The organism is Phytobacter sp. SCO41 (assembly GCF_003073275.1).
Lineage (GTDB): Bacteria > Pseudomonadota > Gammaproteobacteria > Enterobacterales > Enterobacteriaceae > Phytobacter > Phytobacter diazotrophicus.
Window position 1 is genome coordinate 5514125 of the sequence record NZ_CP027225.1, and the last position, 18304, is coordinate 5532428.

Here is an 18304-nt window from a genome sequence, read left to right on the forward strand (position 1 = left end):
TCAAATAATATTGAGTTGTTTGGCCAGTTTGTAATGATGTCCTTCTGTGTCTACCAGACGTTTTTTCATACTAATAAGATCAATAGGGATAGGTTTATTACTCGAATTGATAATAATGGCTTTATTTTTCATACCAGATTGAATACAACGAACCACTTCACTGGCCATGATAGTGCCCTGATAAATCTCCTCGCAGGTAGGGTCACCGTTACGTAAACCATAACCAATAATCGTTTTACGAATACGCACGCCAATTCGCGGTTCAAGCTGCTTGATCATGGTGTCGATAGCCCCCTGAAAGCCCGGCGTGTACTCTCTGGTGTAACCTTCTGAACATAAAATAACGACACTGTTCTGGCTGGCAAGCCGGTCTGTAATGCGTTGAGATAACTCATCAATTGGGATCTGGCACTCCGGTATAAGGGCAATATCCGCATTGCTTTTTATCGCTGATTGCAGCGTCAGCTCCCCACAGTATCCTCCCAGGACCTCTACCATAAAGACACGGCCGGGTAACGCCCGACCGGTATTCCTGAGTCGGGAAACTTCCTTAATAATTTGTTCGCAGGCGGTAGAAAATCCAATGGAATAATCACTGCCATAGACATCGTTATCAATTGTCATGCCGACACCAAAGCAATTCACATCAAATTCGCTCAGCGTATTTAAAAATTGCAGCGATCCATCACCGCCCGCCATAACCAGTACATCAATACGTAGCGACCTTAATTTTTTTGCAATTATTTCATATTCGCTTCGTAGTAATTTTCGGGTTGTACGACCCGAGGTAATAATGGGGATTGAGGCAATAGAGAAATCCACCAAATCGCGCCAGGCGATTTCGTTATGCTTCTTTTCAAGTAAACCAGGTATTCCGCCATTGAACAGAGTAATGTCTGCCTGCATCAGTCTTGCGATCTGGAAAATAAAGTTATTTATTCCCGATACATCACCACCGCTAATGACCACACCGATTCTCATCACAATTTCCCCGTTGACTTCCCGTGGGAATATTTTTCCCTGACTTCAAGAGGTATATTTGCAATGAAAGTCACATTTTATCGATAATTTTCCGTCAACCAACCATTGACACATATGTTAAATGGCTTTTATTTGCGACTTTAATCACAAAAACACAGTGAGATTCAACTCACAGTATTTTTATTAATTCCTTTCCAATCATTGAGTTATAAAAGAAGGCGATTTGAAATATTTCGGAGAAATAAAACTGCGATTAAGGCTTTTAGAAGGATGGTAATTTTGTGATTGCAACCTCATTTTTTAACGTAAAAGAGGCATACGGGAGGAGGATTCAGAAAAGGGAGAGCAAAAACAGCGGGGAAATAACCTGTCCCCGCTCCGAAGAGTCAGGGACAGCGGCAATGCGGGAAAACTTATTTTGTCAGTTCAGCGGTCATATGAACCTGGTTACCGCTGAAAGCTTCGGTAATCTGGTATGAAGAGGCGCCAGCCTGTTGTGCCTGAGCGGCAATTTTCGCTTCTGCACCAGACAGTGTAGAGTCAGTTGCGGTTACTGTCTGAGCAGCAAAAGAACCGAAAGAAGAAGCCAGAGCGATAACTGCGACAAAAGTTTTGATGCTTTTCATGATATAAACCCTTCTGAATGTTTGTTGGGATGAGGCGCTTCGCCTCGATGAAATAAATAATAGACTTTAACCCCATCAACAGACAGCGGAATGATTTGCATTTATCTTTCAAATTATCTGAACATGAAAAGAGAGAGGAAAATGACCACAGACTGGCTCACCGCCTTGCAGCAATTTGGACGCATGCGCAGCATGTCGGCAATGGAGACTCTGCAACGGCAAGGGGAGCCACAACACAGTCTGTTTTGGTTACAGGAAGGGACTGCCCGGGCGGTATATCACTCCGCACAGGGCCAGGAAAAAGTGAAAGAGTTCTATTTCGCCGGTGAATGCTGTTTTCTCTACCTGAGCTGGCTTACCGGATCGGTGGCGGATTACAGCCTGCAAATGCTGACCCCAGGCAGGCTTTGTGAAATCCCGCTGCGTCTGCTCGATAAACCCGAGCACCTTACTGCGCGGTTGGCTCTGCTCAACCAACAGGTGATCTACAAGGAAAAGAAAGAGCAGATGTTTTTGCTCAATAATCCCGAACAGCGCTGGCAATACGTGCAGGCCAATTTTCCGGACTGGGAGCAACAGCTCACGCAAAAAGATCTCGCCAGTTACATTGGCATCTCCCCGGTGAGTTTGTCGCGAATTCGCGCACGTCTTAACAAAGGTTAACGACCGACACGCCCGCCCGTCTTATGCTGCCCCCTCGTTCTCTCTGCGGGCAATGCGATGACCCCATTTTTCCTCTCACAGATCCTGGCGGGCCTGTCGTTTGGCCTGGATTTGCTGGCCTTTCAGTTTATCCGTCGACAGTGTTCTCTGCTGACGCTCGCCTGTTCTACCAGCCTGCTGGCGTTCCATTTCTGGCTGCTCGGTGAAAACAGTGCCTGTGGATTGATGGCGCTGGCCGCCAGCCGATACCTGCTGGCTATCGTCACCACAAGCCAAAGAGTGAAAGGGGGATTTCTCTGTGCGTCGGTGCTATGCAGCGGACTGACCTGGCAACATCCGACAGATATCTTCCCGCTAGCGGGCAGTTTACTCATGACGATTGCCGCATTTCAGCCAACGGCAGCGGGGTTACGGCTGATCACTCTGGGCGGCAGCCTGTGCTGGCTTATCAATAATGTTCTGGCAGGTTCACCCATGGCGATAGTCATGGAAGGCACGTTTATGCTGAGTACATTGGTTTCGTACTGGCGGCTAAAGAGAGGTGTGGCGGTGGGCGGGTAACACCAGAAACGAAAAAAGCGCCCGCAGGCGCTCTTTCGACAGTGTTACGCTTATTTGGTCAGTTCTGCGGTCATGTGCACGCGATCACCGGTGAAAGCTTCGGTGATGTGGTAAGAAGAGGCACCAGCCTGCTGAGCCTGAGCGGCGATTTTCGCTTCTGCACCGTCCATTGTGGAGGAGGTTGCGGTCACTGTCTGTGCAGCGAATGAACCGAAAGAAGAAGCCAGAGCGATAACTGCGACAAAAGTTTTGATGCTTTTCATGATATAAACCCTTCTGAATTTTTGTTGAGGTGAGGCGTTGTGCCTCGATGAAATAAATACTAGACCTGAACCTCATCAACAAAAAGCGGAAGAATTTGCTCTCAACATTCAAAAAAACTGATTTATATCTTAACCCGCAATCAAACGCTGCGGATGGGTATAAATCGTTGCCCTGCCCGGCTTGCAAAAACCCACCAGCGTGAGGTTGCAGCGCTCAGCAACCTCAACGGCCAACGTGGTCGCAGCGGAAACGGCAAACAGAATTTCCACGCCGCACATGGCGGATTTCTGCACCATTTCATAGCTCGCGCGGCTGGAGACCAGCGCCGCTCCCGTCTGCCAGGACACCCCTTCATGGGCGCGATGACCAAGCAGCTTATCCAGCGCCACGTGACGCCCCACGTCCTCATGCCCACCCACAAGTTGCCCGGAAGGTAGCATCCAGGCGGCCGCATGGGTACAGCCCGTAAGTTTGCCAATCGGCTGGAAATCGGTGAGATGCGCCAGCGCCTGGTCCAAATTTGCCAGATCAAATGTCTGCGTAAACGGCAGTGGTGCGACGGGTTTGCCAATGTCGTTCAGTTGCTCAACGCCGCACACGCCACACCCTGTCCGCCCGGCCAGCGCGCGACGACGCTCTTTTAGACCCATAAACCGACGGCTGGAAAGCTCAATCTGCACTTCCAGACCATTGCAGGACGGCACCACCTCCATACCAAAAATTTCCTGGCGGGTTTCGATAATCCCTTCGGAGAGGGAAAAACCGACGGCAAACCACTCCAGGTCTTTGGGGGAGGCCATCATCACCACATGAGAAATGCCGTTATAAACCAGCGCAACGGGCACTTCCTCCGCTAACACATCGGGATGAGAATGTTGCAGATCATCGCGCTTCCAGAGTGCGACCTGGCGGGAACCTGTGATCTGAGTAGCAACTTCGTATTGTTCAGTATGGATTTTGTTCACGTTGTATTAACCGAATTAAAACAGGCGTAACCGCAATGTGGTATTCTGAGTCATACCCCTTTTGGGCCAGGGGATTTACAGCAATTTTGTACCTTTGCGGCGACGACCGCAAAGTAAAAAAAACCTCGTGACAATGTCGAAACAAGGAGCAAACCATGCAGGTCAGCAGAAGGCAGTTCTTTAAGATCTGCGCTGGCGGTATGGCAGGTACAACGGCAGCGGCGCTGGGCTTTGCCCCAAGCGTAGCACTGGCGGAGACGCGGCAATACAAATTACTGCGCACCCGTGAAACGCGAAATACCTGCACATACTGTTCTGTCGGCTGTGGGCTTTTAATGTATAGCCTCGGCGACGGCGCGAAAAACGCCAAAGCATCTATTTTCCATATCGAAGGCGACCCGGATCACCCGGTCAACCGTGGCGCGCTCTGCCCGAAAGGTGCAGGTCTGGTGGATTTTATTCATTCAGAAAGCCGCCTGAAATATCCAGAATACCGTGCGCCAGGCTCCGACAAATGGCAACAAATCACCTGGGATGACGCGTTTGATCGCATCGCAAAACTGATCAAAAAAGACCGCGATGCCAACTACATCGCGCAAAACGCCGAAGGCACCACCGTCAACCGTTGGCTCTCCACCGGTATGCTGTGCGCCTCCGCATCCAGTAACGAAACCGGTTATTTAACCCAGAAATTTACCCGCGCCCTCGGCATGCTCGCCGTGGATAACCAGGCGCGTGTCTGACACGGACCAACGGTAGCAAGTCTTGCTCCAACATTTGGTCGCGGTGCGATGACCAACCACTGGGTAGATATGAAAAACGCCAATCTCATCATCGTGATGGGAGGGAACGCTGCTGAAGCGCATCCGGTGGGATTCCGCTGGGCGATGGAAGCAAAAATCCATAATGGCGCCAAATTAATCGTTATCGATCCTCGATTTACGCGTACCGCTTCGGTCGCGGACTTTTACACGCCCATTCGTTCCGGGACGGATATCGCTTTCCTCTCCGGGGTTCTGCTGTATCTGCTGACAAATGAAAAATACAACCGCGAATACACCGAAGCCTACACCAACGCCAGCCTGATCGTGCGTGAGGACTTCGGCTTTGAAGACGGCCTGTTTACCGGCTATGACGCGGAAAAACGCAAATATGACCGTTCAAGCTGGAACTATGAGCTGGATGAACAGGGCTTCGCTAAACGCGATACCACCCTGACCCATCCACGCTGCGTGTGGAATTTACTGAAACAACACGTTTCTCGCTATACGCCAGAGGTCGTGGAAAACATCTGCGGTACGCCAAAAGCGGACTTCCTGAAAGTCTGTGAATACATCGCGGAAACCAGTGCCCACGACAAAACTGCGTCGTTCCTGTACGCGCTGGGCTGGACGCAACACTCTGTTGGTGCGCAGAACATCCGTACCATGGCGATGATCCAATTGCTGCTCGGCAACATGGGGATGGCGGGCGGCGGTGTTAACGCCCTGCGCGGCCACTCCAATATTCAGGGGCTGACCGACTTAGGCCTGCTGTCGCAAAGCCTGCCGGGTTATATGACGCTGCCAAGCGAGAAACAGACGGATCTGCAAACCTACCTGACGGCAAACACGCCAAAACCGTTGTTGCAGGGTCAGGTGAACTACTGGGGCAACTACTCGAAATTCTTCGTCTCGATGATGAAAGCCTTCTATGGCGAAAAAGCGACGAAAGAAAACAGTTGGGGCTTCGACTTGCTGCCGAAGTGGGACAAGAGTTACGACGTCCTGCAGTATTTCGACATGATGTTTAAAGGTCAGGTGAACGGTTATATCTGCCAGGGTTTCAACCCGGTCGCATCGTTCCCGAACAAAAACAAAGTTGTGGCGGCACTGTCGAAACTGAAATTCCTGGTGACCATCGACCCGCTGAACACGGAAACCTCCACGTTCTGGCAGAACCATGGCGAGTCGAACGATGTTGATTCATCGAAAATCCAGACCGAAGTGTTCCGCCTGCCCTGCACCTGCTTTGCCGAAGAGAACGGCTCCATCGTGAACTCCGGCCGCTGGCTGCAATGGCACTGGAAAGGTCAGGATGCGCCGGGGGAAGCGGTCACCGACGGTGAGATTCTGGCAGGCATCTTCCTGCGCCTGCGCAAAATGTACGCCGAAGAGGGCGGTGCTAACCCTGAACAGGTGCTGAGCATGACCTGGAACTACTCCACACCACACGAACCGGCTTCGGAAGAGGTGGCAATGGAGAGTAACGGCAAGGCGCTGGCGGATATTATCGATCCGGTTACCAATACGGTCCTCGTGAAAAAAGGTCAGCAGCTCAGTTCGTTCGCCCAGTTACGTGACGACGGTACCACCTCCAGCGGATGCTGGATTTTCGCCGGTAGCTGGACGCCGGACGGCAACCAGATGGCCAAACGCGATAATGCCGACCCGTCAGGCCTTGGCAATACGCTCGGCTGGGCATGGGCGTGGCCGCTTAACCGTCGCATCCTGTATAACCGCGCCTCCGCTGACCCGCAGGGTAAACCGTGGGATCCGAAACGCCAGATCCTGAAATGGGACGGCGCGAAATGGGGCGGCGCGGATATCCCGGACTACAGCACTGCAGCACCGGGCAGCGATGTGGGGCCGTTTATCATGCAGCCGGAAGGGATGGGCCGCCTGTTCGCTATCGATAAGATGGCGGAAGGGCCGTTCCCGGAACATTACGAGCCGTTTGAAACACCGCTGGGCACTAACCCGCTGCACCCGAATGTGGTCTCGAACCCGGCCGCGCGCGTCTTTAAAGACGACATGGCCGCGATGGGTAAAGCGGATAAATTCCCGTATGTCGGCACCACTTACCGCCTTACCGAACACTTCCACTACTGGACCAAGCACGCATTGCTGAACGCGATCGCACAGCCGGAGCAGTTTGTGGAAATCGGTGAAAAGCTGGCGGGCAAGCTGGGGATCGTGCAGGGCGATACCGTGAAAGTCTCCTCCAACCGCGGCTATATCAAAGCCAAGGCTGTGGTGACCAAGCGTATCCGCACACTGAACGTACACGGCAAAGAGGTGGATACCATCGGTATTCCCATTCACTGGGGTTATGAAGGCGTGGCGAAGAAAGGCTTTATCGCGAACACCCTTACCCCGTTTGTCGGTGACGCAAACACCCAGACGCCGGAGTTTAAGGCCTTCCTGGTGAATGTGGAAAAGGTATAGCGGAGACGAATTATGGCTTACCAATCTCAAGATATTATCCGTCGTTCCGCCACTAACGGTTTTACCCCCGCGCCACAGGCGCGGGATCACCAGCAGGAGGTGGCGAAGCTTATCGACGTCACCACCTGTATTGGGTGTAAAGCCTGTCAGGTAGCCTGCTCGGAGTGGAACGATATTCGTGATGAAGTGGGACATAACGTCGGGGTTTACGATAACCCGGCTGACCTGACCGCTAAGTCATGGACAGTTATGCGTTTTTCCGAAGTGGAGCAGAACGACAAACTGGAATGGCTTATCCGCAAAGACGGCTGCATGCACTGTGCCGATCCGGGTTGTCTGAAGGCATGTCCCTCAGAAGGGGCTATCATTCAGTATGCCAACGGGATTGTCGACTTCCAGTCTGAACAGTGTATTGGCTGCGGCTACTGCATTGCAGGCTGCCCGTTCAACGTGCCGCGCCTGAACCCGGAAGACAACCGCGTCTACAAATGTACGCTGTGCGTAGACCGCGTTACCGTCGGTCAGGAACCGGCCTGCGTGAAAACGTGCCCGACCGGCGCTATCCACTTTGGTAGCAAAGAGGATATGAAAACGCTGGCAGGCGAACGCGTGGCGGAGCTGAAAACTCGGGGTTATGACAATGCGGGCCTGTACGATCCGGCCGGCGTTGGTGGTACACACGTCATGTACGTACTGCACCATGCCGACAAGCCGAATCTGTATCACGGCCTGCCGGAAAACCCGGAAATCAGCGAAACCGTGAAGTTCTGGAAAGGTATCTGGAAGCCGCTGGCCGCTGTGGGTTTTGCAGCGACATTTGCAGCCAGTATCTTCCACTACGTCGGTGTCGGTCCAAACCGCGCAGAGGAAGAAGACGACAATCTGCATGAAGAAAAAGACGAGGTGCGCAAATGAAAAGACGTGACACCATCGTGCGCTACACGGCGCCGGAACGCATCAACCATTGGGTCACCGCCTTCTGCTTCGTGCTGGCGGCGGTGAGCGGGCTGGGCTTTTTCTTCCCGTCCTTTAACTGGCTGATGCACATTCTGGGTACGCCGCAGTTAGCGCGTATTCTGCACCCGTTTGTTGGGGTGGTGATGTTCGCGTCGTTCATCATCATGTTCTTCCGCTACTGGCATCACAACCTAATCAATCGGGATGATATCTTTTGGGCGAAGAATATTCGTAAGATCGTCGTCAACGAGGAAGTGGGTGATACCGGGCGCTATAACTTCGGCCAGAAATGTGTGTTCTGGGCGGCGATTCTCTTCCTGGTGTTGTTGCTGGTGAGCGGCATCATCATGTGGCGTCCGTACTTCGCACCCGTTTTCTCTATCCCGGTCATTCGAATTGCGATTATGGTTCATTCGTTTGCCGCAGTAGCGTTAATTGTGGTTATTATGGTGCATATCTACGCCGCACTATGGGTGAAGGGCACGATAACCGCCATGGTGGAAGGCTGGGTAACCAAAACGTGGGCGAAGAAACATCACCCGCGCTGGTACCGTGAAGTCCGCCAGAAAGAGGAAAAAACGACGGAATGAGTATTCGCATAATCCCGCAAGACGAGCTGGAGAAGAGCGAGAAACGCACGGCGGAAGTGATTCCGCCGTTATTATTCCCCAGACTGAAAAATCTCTATAACCGCCGGGCAGAACGCCTGCGCGCGTTAGCAGAGCACAATCCGCTGGGTGATTACCTGCGTTTTGCCGCGCTGATCGCCCATGCCCAGGAGGTGGTGCTGTACGACCATCCGCTGGAAATCGATCTGACAGCACGTATCAAACAGGCCGCCGCTGAGGGCAAGCCGCCGCTGGATATCCATGTCCTGCCGCGCGATAAGCACTGGCACCGGCTGCTGCACTCCCTCATTGCCGAACTCAAACCGGAAATGAGTGGACCTGCGCTGGCCGTCATTGAAAATCTGGAAAAATCCTCCGAACAGGAGCTGGAGCAGATGGCCAGCGCGCTGTTTGCGTCTGATTTTAGCGCGGTGAGTAGCGATAAAGCGCCGTTTATTTGGGCTGCGCTTTCTCTCTACTGGTCGCAAATGGCCAGCCTGATCCCCGGCAAAGCCCGTGCGGAATATGGCGAGCAACGTCAGTTCTGCCCGGTATGCGGATCGATACCTGTTTCAAGCGTTGTGCATATCGGCACCACCCAGGGGTTGCGCTATCTGCACTGCAATCTTTGTGAAACCGAGTGGCACGTGGTGCGCGTCAAATGCAGCAACTGCGAGCAGACTCGCGACTTACACTACTGGTCGCTGGACAACGAGAAGGCGGCAATCAAAGCCGAAAGCTGTGGCGATTGCGGCACCTATCTGAAGATTCTGTATCAGGAAAAAGATCCGAATGTGGAGCCTGTTGCCGATGATTTAGCTTCACTGGTGCTTGATGCCCGTATGGAACAGGAAGGGTTCGCCCGCAGTTCCATCAATCCATTCCTCTTCCCGGGCGAAGGGGAGTAAGCGCCATTAACTGTGCCGGGTTGCCCATGCGCCCGGCTACAGTTGATACGGTGTGATCACTCCCGCTACACCGGCAAAATCACGGGTATTTCGTGTCACCCATTCACGGCGATGAAGCTGCGCTGTCGCCAGGATTATGGCGTCTGGCTGCGTCATGCCATATTCTTGCCGCAGTTTACCGCTCCGCTCTGCAATCTAACCTGTGCATGAATAAGGCGCCTTTCTGCCTGTATTTCATCTTTGCGAGACGCTTTCCAGATTCACTCGCCTCCTGAAAATCACCTTTCCCACCGACGTCAATCCAGGTTATAACACTGGATATATATACAGAATGGAGATGTGGTAATGGCGCTGGAAATCGGAATTGCAGAGCTGGTCAGGGAGTTTATTGCCGCCGGGCGGCCATCCTCGCGAGATAAAAGTATTGATGAACGGAGGGCGGGCTACATCGCCAGTACCGTGCTGGCGGGCGAAACGGAAACCCGGGTAAACGTAGAAGATGTGCATCTCGATGGTATGGCGTTTCGCGTTATCTCCCCGCTTGAGGCAACCGGCCCATTGCCAACGCTTGTCTATTACCACGGCGGCTGCTTTATCAGCGGCGAGTTTGCCACCCATGACAACCAGTTACGCCAGCTCGCTTTTCATAGCGGCTGTCGGGTGATTGCGGTGCAATATCGTCTGGCCCCGGAACATCCCTTTCCTGCCGCGCATGATGACGCGTACAGAGGGGCAGAAATTATCTGGCAATACGCCGATGAGCTGGGCGTGGATCGGCAAAAAGTTACCCTCGCAGGAGACAGCGCGGGTGGTCATCTGGCGCTGGTTACGGCACTTCGTCTTAAAGCCGCGCAGGTATGGCAACCCGCTCAATTGATCCTGATTTATCCCATGCTCGATGCGACCGCCTATTTTGAAAGCTATACCAGCAACGGCGAGGACTATGTGATTACCCGTGACGCGCTGCTCAGTGGCTATGAGCTATATCTCGGTGACACGGATCCCATGCATCCGGAAGCCAGCCCGCTCTGGCGCGATGATTTTAACGGTCTTCCTCCGGTGCATATTCTTACTGCCGAATATGACCCGCTCTGCGATGAAGGCGAAGCATTGTTTCAACGGCTGACCGAGCAAGGGGTGGCATGTTCCTGCCAGCACCATCTTGGGGTGATTCACGGTTTCTTTCAGCTTGCTGGCATCAGCAAAACAGCTCGCGGGGCGATAAGAGATGTGGCATGGCGGTTGAGAGCATTACCACATTGAGAACTTCAGGAAGGTTTGCGTAGCGGTGAAGGTTCATTAGCGCTGCAAGAGATAGCTGAAAGGAAGAAACACCCCTTAACGAAGCAAGGAAACACCATGTCCATCGTTGCGCCCGTCGAAAAACAATTTGCCGCTTATAACGCCCATGACATTGAGATGTTCGTGGCCTGTTTTAGCGAAGATTTTACCGCATGGCGTATGCCCGCCACATCCCCTTCCACCCGTGGTCGGGAAGCGCTGCGCGCATTTTACAGCCAGCATCGTTTTAACAACCCGGCGCTGAGGGCGGAGTTGCTTAGCCGCACCGTGATGGGAAATAAGGTGTTCGATCACGAAAAAATCTATGGCATCGGCGAGCAGGTTATCGAGAATATGGCGGTGTATGAGATTCAGGATGGTTTGATTAAAACCGCGTGGTTTTACTTTGCCGAATAGCTTTATTTTGCCTGGGTTGAGCCCGGCGCTGGCGCCGGACTCGCTAATCACTCTTCTTCGTTGCCGCCTTCTTCATAGGCGCCATAAGGTTTAGCGGGTAATACGATATAAACCGCCTCAAACAAGGCACCCTGTTTATCGTCGCCAAACAGTTCAACCTGCAACTGAACACGTGCTTTACGCCCGCGAGCCAGTCTGTCGAGGTCACCGCTCAGAGAGCCGAGATCGGCAATTGCGCTCGGTTTACCCGTGATTGGCGTGCTGTAACGGATATGCGCATCGGCAAGAATAATCGTCCCGCCCAGATGCCGCTCACGCAGCATCAACCAGATAAGCCCCCAGCCCGTTAGCGTCGCCAGCGAAAACAGGCTTCCGGCGAACAGCGTATGGTGCGGGTTCTGGTTGCCCGTCTCCGGCATGGTGGTGATAAATTTCTGACCGGTGTACTGCTGAATGCGCACACCCATCTTTTCGCTGAGTGGAATATGCTGATACCAGGCCTGCTGCAACTGCCCACACCAGTCGCCGCGATGCAGAATATCATCCAGCGTCGCCACGGGTTTGATCATCAGGAAATGGCGCACCGGGGTGGTTTGCGGGGCGGTGATTTCGCCCTCATTGATAAAACCCAGCTTTGCAAAGAACTCTACCGCATCTTCACGTGCGCTACAGGTCACCCGCTTCACACCTTCCTGGCGCGCGACAGACTCCAGCGTCATCGCCATCAGCGTGCCGAGCCCTTTATCCTGCACGGAGGGGTGGACGGCCATAAAACGGATCGAAGCCTCATTGTCAGCATTGATATATAACCGACCAACGGCAACGATTTCGCCTTCTTCATCCACAACCATTTGATGATGGGCCATGGCATCCCAGGCGTCACGTTCGGAGCCTTTCGGCTGATGCAATGGCTTGCGCAGCATCTCCCAACGGAACTGGTAGTAAAGCTCTAGCTCTTCTTCTGTTTGCGGTACGCGAAGGTGATACATAGCTGTATTCTCTCTTGTTACCCGTGGCAACTCCGCAAGCTGGCTCATACTTGCAACCAGAACGTTACGGGGCCGTCATTAACCAGCGATACCTGCATATCTGCGGCGAATCGTCCGGTCTGTGTTTCTATCTGCTGGCTACGGCAGCGACTGACGAAATAGTCATACAGCGCCTCCGCCTTTTCCGGCGCGGCCCCTCTGGAAAAGCCAGGACGCATGCCACGTTCGGTATCCGCCGCCAGCGTAAATTGTGACACCACCAGCACGCTGCCGCCGGACTGCTGAACATTGAGGTTCATCTTGCCGTCAGCGTCACTGAAAATACGATACCCCAGTACGCGCTCGCACAGGCGGTTCGCTTTTTGCTCGTCATCTTCCCTTTCGACACCTAACAACACCAAAAGTCCCGGACCGATTTCACCCGTCACTTCACCCTCCACGGTAACGCTGGCCTGGGATACACGTTGTATCAATGCAATCATGGTTGGTCTTCTTCTTGTTCTGCGGCTTTTTTTAATCGTCGATATTCACCGAGAGTGACAGTTATTTCAGCGCCAAGCAAGACGATACACCATGTCCAGTAGACCCACAGAAACAAAATCGGGACCACCGCCAGCACGCCATAAATGAGCTGGTAAGAAGGAAATGTGGTGATATAAAGCGCAAACCCTTTTTTCCCCGCTTCAAACAATAGAGCGGCGACAAAAGCACCAATCACTGCATCACGGTTGGGCACGCGGGTGGTTGGCACAATGCTGTACAACAACCAAAAAGAGATCCACGACAAAATGAGCGGGAAAACGCGCAGCATATTATCTATCGCGCCATTGAGCCCGCTGGCCCAGCGCAGAGAGAGCAAGTAAGAGCTTATCGCCAGGCTTGCACCGGCAAGCAGCGGCCCCAGCGTCAAAATCATCCAGTAGACAGCAAAGGAGTATATCCGCGGACGCACGCGCGTACTGCGCCAGATAGAATTGAGGGCGCTGTCGATGGAGTACATCAACAGTAATGAGGTGACCACCAGCCCACATGCTCCAACGGCAGTCATTTTGCTTGAATTGGCAACGAACTGTTCGATATAGCGTTGAATCACATCGCCGGTAGTCGGAATAAAATTAGCAAAAACAAAGTGACGCAGTTGGATGCTAACCTCAGAAAACATCGGAAAAGCGGCAAATAACGCAAAGATAACGGCAATGAGTGGCACCAATGAAAGCAACGAAACATAGGCGAGATTTCCCGCCAGTGTTGTCATGTGGTCTTCATCAATACGCAGCCAGAGTAATTTCAGCCACGACCAAATGGGTCGCGTATGGTGTTTCGTTTTATGGCGAATAAATTTCAGCATAACTGCTTCGCAAAATAGTCAGGGAGGGTGTTCTTACCCGTCACCAGAATACTGGTGATCCCCAACTGGTTAGCCCCTTCTATATTATTGGCATTATCATCGAAAAAGACAGTATTATCAGCGCTATAGCCTTCCAGTTCGAGAACACGTTGGTAGATGCGTACTTCCGGCTTACGCATCCCCATATCTTGCGAAAGATAAATATGGTCGGCGGCAGCCAAAATTTCCGGGTATTGATCCGGCCAGTACGTGGTATGAAGACTGTTGGTATTGGAGAGCACGACCACGCGGTGCCCCTGCTCACGCAGTTTTTGCATGATGCTGATAACGTCCTTACGCAGGGAGACAAAAACCGCCTGCCAGCCCGTTGCGAACTGCTCAAAGCTTAACGACATAGACATCTCTTCACAGAGCGCTTTGGCAAAATCTTCATCACTGATTTCACCCCGCTCATGAAGCTGGAACGTCTCGCCCATCGTGAAACTCTGTTTGAGTGTCGCAAGCGGCACACGGCTAAAGTCACTCCATACGCCCAGCACCCGATTGAAGTCGATATCAACGATCACGTTACCCAAATCAAAGATATAGAGCATCTCTCTCTCCTTATTTTCCGTGGAAAGTTAACTGTAGCGGGAAAGTCAGAAGTTGAATAGTTTGCCCGCGCTGGCGAGCAACAGGATTGTGATGGGTAGAGGTTCCCGGACAAACGATGATGAAAAAAGCCTCCCCATTCATCAGGTGGTACGCACTCAGCAAAAGAAAAAGCCGCTGAGAGCAGCGGCTTTTTTTCCGGCTGGCTATTACGCCCGCCCGGCATCACGTATCTGGTTAAAAAGAAGATTAGTCTTCTTTAGAACCACGGTTAGCGCGACGACGATCGTTTTCCGTCAGGTGACGTTTACGAATACGGATAGAGGTCGGGGTAACTTCTACCAGTTCGTCATCATCGATGAACTCAAGAGCCTGCTCCAGGGTCATCTTAACCGGCGGAACCAGAACCGTTGCTTCGTCAGTACCGGACGCACGCATGTTGGTCAGTTTCTTACCGGTCAGGCAGTTTACAGTCAGGTCGTTAGAACGGCTGTGAATACCGATGATCTGACCTTCGTAAACTTCTGCGCCGTGGCCCAGGAACAGCTTACCGCGGTCCTGCAGGCTGAACAGCGCAAACGCAACCGCTTTCCCCTGACCGTTGGAGATCAGTACGCCGTTCTGACGCTGACCCACATCGCCCGGACGAATGTCGTCGTAGTGGCTGAACGTGGAGTACAGCAGACCCGTACCAGAGGTCATGGTCATGAACTCTGAACGGAAGCCGATCAGGCCACGGCTTGGGATCACGTAGTCGAGACGTACGCGGCCTTTGCCATCTGGATTCATGTTTTTCAGGTCGCCTTTACGCTCACCCAGTGCCTGCATCACAGAACCCTGGTGCTGCTCTTCGACGTCCAGCGTGACGTTTTCGAACGGCTCTTGTTTACGGCCGTCGATTTCGCGGAAGATAACTTTCGGACGGGAAACCGCCATCTCGAAACCTTCACGACGCATGTTCTCGATCAGTACAGACAGGTGCAGCTCACCACGACCGGAAACGCGGAATGCATCAGCGTCTTCGGTTTCTTCTACGCGCAGCGCAACGTTGTGTACCAGCTCTTTGTTCAGGCGGTCAAGAATCTGACGAGAGGTAACATACTTACCTTCTTTACCACAGAACGGAGAGGTGTTTACGCAGAAGAACATGGTTACGGTCGGCTCATCAACAGACAGTGCCGGCAGTGCTTCAACATTCTGCGTATCGCAGATGGTGTCGGAGATGTTCAGCTCGCCCAGACCGGTGATCGCGATGATATCGCCCGCTTCTGCGATATCGCTCTCGATACGCTCCAGACCCAGGTGGGTCAGAACTTTACCGACTTTACCGTTACGGGTTTTGCCTTCGCTATCAATGATAGTGACCTGCTGGTTCGGTTTCACTTTACCGCGTTTGATACGGCCGATACCGATGACGCCAACGTAGTTGTTGTAGTCCAACTGGGAGATTTGCATCTGCAGCGGGCCATCAAGGTCTACGTTTGGTGCCGGTACGCGATCAACGATGGTCTGATACAGCGGGGTCATGTCTTCCGCCATATCTTCGTGATCCAGACCCGCGATACCGTTCAGCGCAGAGGCGTAAACGATAGGGAAGTCCAGCTGTTCGTCGGTAGCGTCAAGGTTTACGAACAGGTCGAATACCTGATCGACAACCCAGTCAGGACGTGCGCCCGGACGGTCGACTTTGTTGATAACAACAATCGGTTTCAGGCCATGAGCAAAGGCTTTTTTGGTCACGAAGCGCGTCTGCGGCATCGGACCATCCATTGCATCAACGACCAACAGAACGGAATCTACCATGGACATGACACGTTCAACTTCACCACCGAAGTCGGCGTGCCCCGGGGTATCAACGATGTTGATACGGTAATCATTCCATTTGATAGCGGTGTTTTTAGCCAGGATGGTAATCCCACGCTCTTTCTCCAAATCGTTGGAGTCCATCACTCGCTCTTGAGTTTCGGCACGCGCATCAAACGTACCGGATTGCTGCAGCAGCTTATCAACCAGGGTAGTTTTACCATGGTCAACGTGCGCGATGATGGCGATGTTACGCAGATTTTCGATCACAACTTTGCCTCAGGCATTTAGAAATAGCGCGTTATTGTACACGGATTAATCGCACTACAAAACAGGATCACAAACATCCCCCGCAAACAAGTATTGCAGGGTTGCTTTGTGATCATTTTCACGAAGCGAAATCGGGCTGCTCAACTAAAATTGCACCAATTCGGTGCTCAATGTTCACATGCAAGCACTGAATTGGTGCAACATAACCATTGTGGTGCAGCCCTTTTGCACTATGGTGCGCATAATAGCGCCTTTTTAGTGACATTTAAAAGTTGGCATAGATTTCGCTTTATCTTTTTCATGGCAACAACGACAGGTTAGCGCCGTAATTGTAGACCTCGTTACCACGACGACAATGATAAATCCGGGAGAGTTTAAGTATGTCCGCTGAACACGTTTTGACGATGCTGAACGAGCACGAAGTCAAGTTTGTTGATTTGCGCTTCACCGACACTAAAGGTAAAGAGCAGCACGTCACGATCCCAGCTCATCAGGTAAATGCTGACTTCTTTGAAGAAGGCAAAATGTTTGATGGCTCCTCGATTGGTGGCTGGAAAGGCATTAACGAATCTGACATGGTACTGATGCCGGACGCCTCTACCGCTGTCATTGACCCGTTCTACGAAGAACCGACTCTGATCATCCGTTGCGATATCCTCGAGCCGGGCACCATGCAGGGCTACGATCGCGACCCGCGCTCCATCGCAAAACGCGCTGAAGAATACCTGCGCGCAACAGGCATCGCAGACACCGTTCTGTTCGGGCCTGAGCCAGAGTTCTTCCTGTTCGACGACGTACGTTTCGGCAGCTCTATTTCCGGTTCCCACGTTGCTATCGATGATATCGAAGGCGCATGGAACTCCTCCACCAAATACGAAGGCGGTAACAAAGGTCACCGTCCGGCTGTTAAAGGTGGTTACTTCCCGGTTCCGCCAGTGGACTCCGCACAAGACCTGCGCTCCACTATGTGTCTGGTAATGGAAGAGATGGGCCTGGTTGTTGAAGCTCATCACCACGAAGTTGCAACTGCTGGTCAGAACGAAGTGGCAACCCGCTTCAATACCATGACCAAAAAAGCAGACGAAATTCAGATCTACAAATATGTGGTTCACAACGTTGCTCACCGCTTCGGTAAAACCGCAACCTTTATGCCGAAACCGATGTTCGGTGATAACGGTTCCGGTATGCACTGCCACATGTCTCTGTCCAAGAACGGCGTAAACCTGTTCTCTGGCGACAAATATGCTGGTCTGTCTGAGCAGGCGCTGTACTACATCGGCGGCGTTATTAAACACGCTAAAGCGATCAACGCCCTGTCCAACCCGACCACCAACTCCTACAAACGTCTGGTCCCGGGTTACGAAGCACCGGTCATGCTGGCTTACTCTGCCCGTAACCGTTCAGCTTCCATCCGTATTCCGGTGGTTGCATCTCCGAAAGCGCGTCGTATTGAAGTGCGTTTCCCGGACCCGGCTGCTAACCCGTACCTGTGCTTCGCAGCGCTGCTGATGGCTGGTCTTGATGGCATCAAGAACAAAATCCATCCGGGCGAAGCGATGGACAAAAACCTGTATGACCTGCCAGCTGAAGAAGCGAAAGAAATCCCGCAGGTTGCAGGCTCTCTGGAAGAAGCACTGAACTGCCTGAACGAAGACCGCGAGTTCCTGACTGCGGGTGGCGTATTCACCGACGACGCAATTGATGCTTACATCGCTCTGCGTATCGAAGAAAACGACCGCGTACGCATGACGCCGCACCCGGTAGAGTTCGAGCTGTACTACAGCGTTTAATAATTTAAATCCGAGGGATTTCTTGTTACAGCAAGGCGGCGATTGAGTGAATCCCCGGGAGCATAGAGATCTATGT

The 18304-nt window shown here is 52.5% G+C and carries 18 protein-coding genes and 1 pseudogene; 9 read left to right on the forward strand and 10 right to left on the reverse strand.

Annotated elements, in window-relative coordinates:
• Together C5523_RS26775 and C5523_RS26780 are read right to left on the reverse strand one after the other, a co-directional pair.
• Positions 1-981, reverse strand: coding sequence for a 6-phosphofructokinase (locus tag C5523_RS26775; protein ID WP_107223614.1), 981 nt, complete (start codon positions 979-981; stop codon positions 1-3).
• Positions 982-1394: 413 nt separating this feature from the next.
• A complete protein-coding gene (locus tag C5523_RS26780; protein WP_039077353.1) occupies positions 1395-1607 on the reverse strand; it encodes a YdgH/BhsA/McbA-like domain containing protein in 213 nt (70 codons plus the stop codon).
• 141 nt (positions 1608-1748) lie between these two features.
• Here C5523_RS26780 and C5523_RS26785 point away from each other — a divergent pair, with 141 nt between their 5' ends.
• A complete protein-coding gene (locus C5523_RS26785; protein ID WP_108702250.1) occupies positions 1749-2270 on the forward strand; it encodes a Crp/Fnr family transcriptional regulator in 522 nt (173 codons plus the stop codon).
• A 57-nt stretch (positions 2271-2327) separates the two neighbouring features.
• A complete protein-coding gene (locus C5523_RS26790; protein ID WP_079498728.1) occupies positions 2328-2831 on the forward strand; it encodes a YgjV family protein in 504 nt (167 codons plus the stop codon).
• Between the two features lie 50 nt (positions 2832-2881).
• On the opposite strand, the gene C5523_RS26795 is transcribed toward C5523_RS26790, so the two are convergent.
• Both C5523_RS26795 and fdhD read right to left on the reverse strand, forming a co-directional pair.
• Positions 2882-3094 (reverse strand): YdgH/BhsA/McbA-like domain containing protein, encoded by a 213-nt coding sequence (locus tag C5523_RS26795; RefSeq protein WP_039077357.1) that lies wholly within the window; start codon positions 3092-3094, stop codon positions 2882-2884.
• A 129-nt stretch (positions 3095-3223) separates the two neighbouring features.
• The gene (fdhD, locus tag C5523_RS26800) at positions 3224-4060 is read right to left on the reverse strand and encodes a formate dehydrogenase accessory sulfurtransferase FdhD (RefSeq protein WP_108702251.1); all 837 of its coding nucleotides are present in this window, start codon (positions 4058-4060) and stop codon (positions 3224-3226) included.
• 155 nt (positions 4061-4215) lie between these two features.
• On the opposite strand from fdhD, the gene fdnG reads away from it, so the two are divergent.
• From fdnG to fdhE, 4 genes are read left to right on the forward strand one after another with little or no spacing between them, the layout of a single operon-like run.
• On the forward strand, positions 4216-7266 hold the full coding sequence (gene fdnG / locus C5523_RS26810; protein ID WP_155525427.1) for a formate dehydrogenase-N subunit alpha: 3051 nt from the start codon (positions 4216-4218) through the stop codon (positions 7264-7266).
• Between the two features lie 12 nt (positions 7267-7278).
• A complete protein-coding gene (gene fdxH, locus C5523_RS26815) occupies positions 7279-8181 on the forward strand; it encodes a formate dehydrogenase subunit beta (protein ID WP_108702253.1) in 903 nt (300 codons plus the stop codon).
• Positions 8178-8813 (forward strand): formate dehydrogenase cytochrome b556 subunit, encoded by a 636-nt coding sequence (gene fdoI / locus C5523_RS26820; RefSeq protein WP_039077361.1) that lies wholly within the window; start codon positions 8178-8180, stop codon positions 8811-8813. Before fdxH ends, fdoI begins: the two co-directional genes overlap by 4 nt.
• Positions 8810-9739, forward strand: a complete 930-nt coding sequence (gene fdhE / locus C5523_RS26825; protein WP_039077362.1) for a formate dehydrogenase accessory protein FdhE — start codon at positions 8810-8812, stop codon at positions 9737-9739. The genes fdoI and fdhE overlap by 4 nt, the downstream gene beginning before the upstream one ends.
• A gap of 36 nt (positions 9740-9775) precedes the next feature.
• Here the strand turns inward: fdhE and C5523_RS26830 are convergent.
• Positions 9776-9934: pseudogene (locus tag C5523_RS26830) on the reverse strand (PIN domain-containing protein); the annotation flags it as partial.
• Positions 9935-10084: 150 nt separating this feature from the next.
• Here C5523_RS26830 and C5523_RS26835 point away from each other — a divergent pair.
• Positions 10085-11002 (forward strand): alpha/beta hydrolase, encoded by a 918-nt coding sequence (locus tag C5523_RS26835; RefSeq protein ID WP_079498722.1) that lies wholly within the window; start codon positions 10085-10087, stop codon positions 11000-11002.
• A gap of 96 nt (positions 11003-11098) precedes the next feature.
• Entirely contained in the window at positions 11099-11437 is a 339-nt protein-coding gene (locus C5523_RS26840) for a nuclear transport factor 2 family protein (protein WP_108702255.1), read from the forward strand.
• A 47-nt stretch (positions 11438-11484) separates the two neighbouring features.
• Here C5523_RS26840 and fabY read toward each other — a convergent pair whose 3' ends face one another.
• The 5 genes from fabY to typA form a co-directional block, all read right to left on the reverse strand.
• Entirely contained in the window at positions 11485-12426 is a 942-nt protein-coding gene (fabY, locus tag C5523_RS26845) for a fatty acid biosynthesis protein FabY (RefSeq protein ID WP_039077365.1), read from the reverse strand.
• 44 nt (positions 12427-12470) lie between these two features.
• On the reverse strand, positions 12471-12908 hold the full coding sequence (gene dtd / locus C5523_RS26850; protein WP_071194773.1) for a D-aminoacyl-tRNA deacylase: 438 nt from the start codon (positions 12906-12908) through the stop codon (positions 12471-12473).
• Positions 12905-13774 carry a virulence factor BrkB family protein gene (locus tag C5523_RS26855; RefSeq protein WP_039077367.1) on the reverse strand — a complete coding sequence of 290 codons (870 nt, stop codon included), beginning with the start codon at positions 13772-13774 and terminating at the stop codon, positions 12905-12907. Before C5523_RS26855 ends, dtd begins: the two co-directional genes overlap by 4 nt.
• A complete protein-coding gene (gene yihX, locus C5523_RS26860) occupies positions 13768-14367 on the reverse strand; it encodes a glucose-1-phosphatase (RefSeq protein ID WP_039077368.1) in 600 nt (199 codons plus the stop codon). Before yihX ends, C5523_RS26855 begins: the two co-directional genes overlap by 7 nt.
• A 247-nt stretch (positions 14368-14614) precedes the next feature.
• A complete protein-coding gene (typA, locus tag C5523_RS26865; RefSeq protein ID WP_039077369.1) occupies positions 14615-16438 on the reverse strand; it encodes a ribosome-dependent GTPase TypA in 1824 nt (607 codons plus the stop codon).
• Positions 16439-16818: 380 nt separating this feature from the next.
• On the opposite strand from typA, the gene glnA reads away from it, so the two are divergent.
• Positions 16819-18228 (forward strand): glutamate--ammonia ligase, encoded by a 1410-nt coding sequence (glnA, locus tag C5523_RS26875; RefSeq protein ID WP_039077370.1) that lies wholly within the window; start codon positions 16819-16821, stop codon positions 18226-18228.
• Positions 18229-18304 lie beyond the last annotated feature (76 nt).

Coding starts and splice junctions, on each gene's coding strand:
- C5523_RS26775 (WP_107223614.1), bottom strand. CDS start 981: ATGAGAATCGGTGTGGTCATTAGCGGTGGTGATGTATCGGGAATAAAT.
- C5523_RS26780 (WP_039077353.1), bottom strand. CDS start 1,607: ATGAAAAGCATCAAAACTTTTGTCGCAGTTATCGCTCTGGCTTCTTCT.
- C5523_RS26785 (WP_108702250.1), top strand. CDS start 1,749: ATGACCACAGACTGGCTCACCGCCTTGCAGCAATTTGGACGCATGCGC.
- C5523_RS26790 (WP_079498728.1), top strand. CDS start 2,328: ATGACCCCATTTTTCCTCTCACAGATCCTGGCGGGCCTGTCGTTTGGC.
- C5523_RS26795 (WP_039077357.1), bottom strand. CDS start 3,094: ATGAAAAGCATCAAAACTTTTGTCGCAGTTATCGCTCTGGCTTCTTCT.
- fdxH (WP_108702253.1), top strand. CDS start 7,279: ATGGCTTACCAATCTCAAGATATTATCCGTCGTTCCGCCACTAACGGT.
- fdoI (WP_039077361.1), top strand. CDS start 8,178: ATGAAAAGACGTGACACCATCGTGCGCTACACGGCGCCGGAACGCATC.
- fdhE (WP_039077362.1), top strand. CDS start 8,810: ATGAGTATTCGCATAATCCCGCAAGACGAGCTGGAGAAGAGCGAGAAA.
- C5523_RS26835 (WP_079498722.1), top strand. CDS start 10,085: ATGGCGCTGGAAATCGGAATTGCAGAGCTGGTCAGGGAGTTTATTGCC.
- C5523_RS26840 (WP_108702255.1), top strand. CDS start 11,099: ATGTCCATCGTTGCGCCCGTCGAAAAACAATTTGCCGCTTATAACGCC.
- fabY (WP_039077365.1), bottom strand. CDS start 12,426: ATGTATCACCTTCGCGTACCGCAAACAGAAGAAGAGCTAGAGCTTTAC.
- dtd (WP_071194773.1), bottom strand. CDS start 12,908: ATGATTGCATTGATACAACGTGTATCCCAGGCCAGCGTTACCGTGGAG.
- C5523_RS26855 (WP_039077367.1), bottom strand. CDS start 13,774: ATGCTGAAATTTATTCGCCATAAAACGAAACACCATACGCGACCCATT.
- yihX (WP_039077368.1), bottom strand. CDS start 14,367: ATGCTCTATATCTTTGATTTGGGTAACGTGATCGTTGATATCGACTTC.
- glnA (WP_039077370.1), top strand. CDS start 16,819: ATGTCCGCTGAACACGTTTTGACGATGCTGAACGAGCACGAAGTCAAG.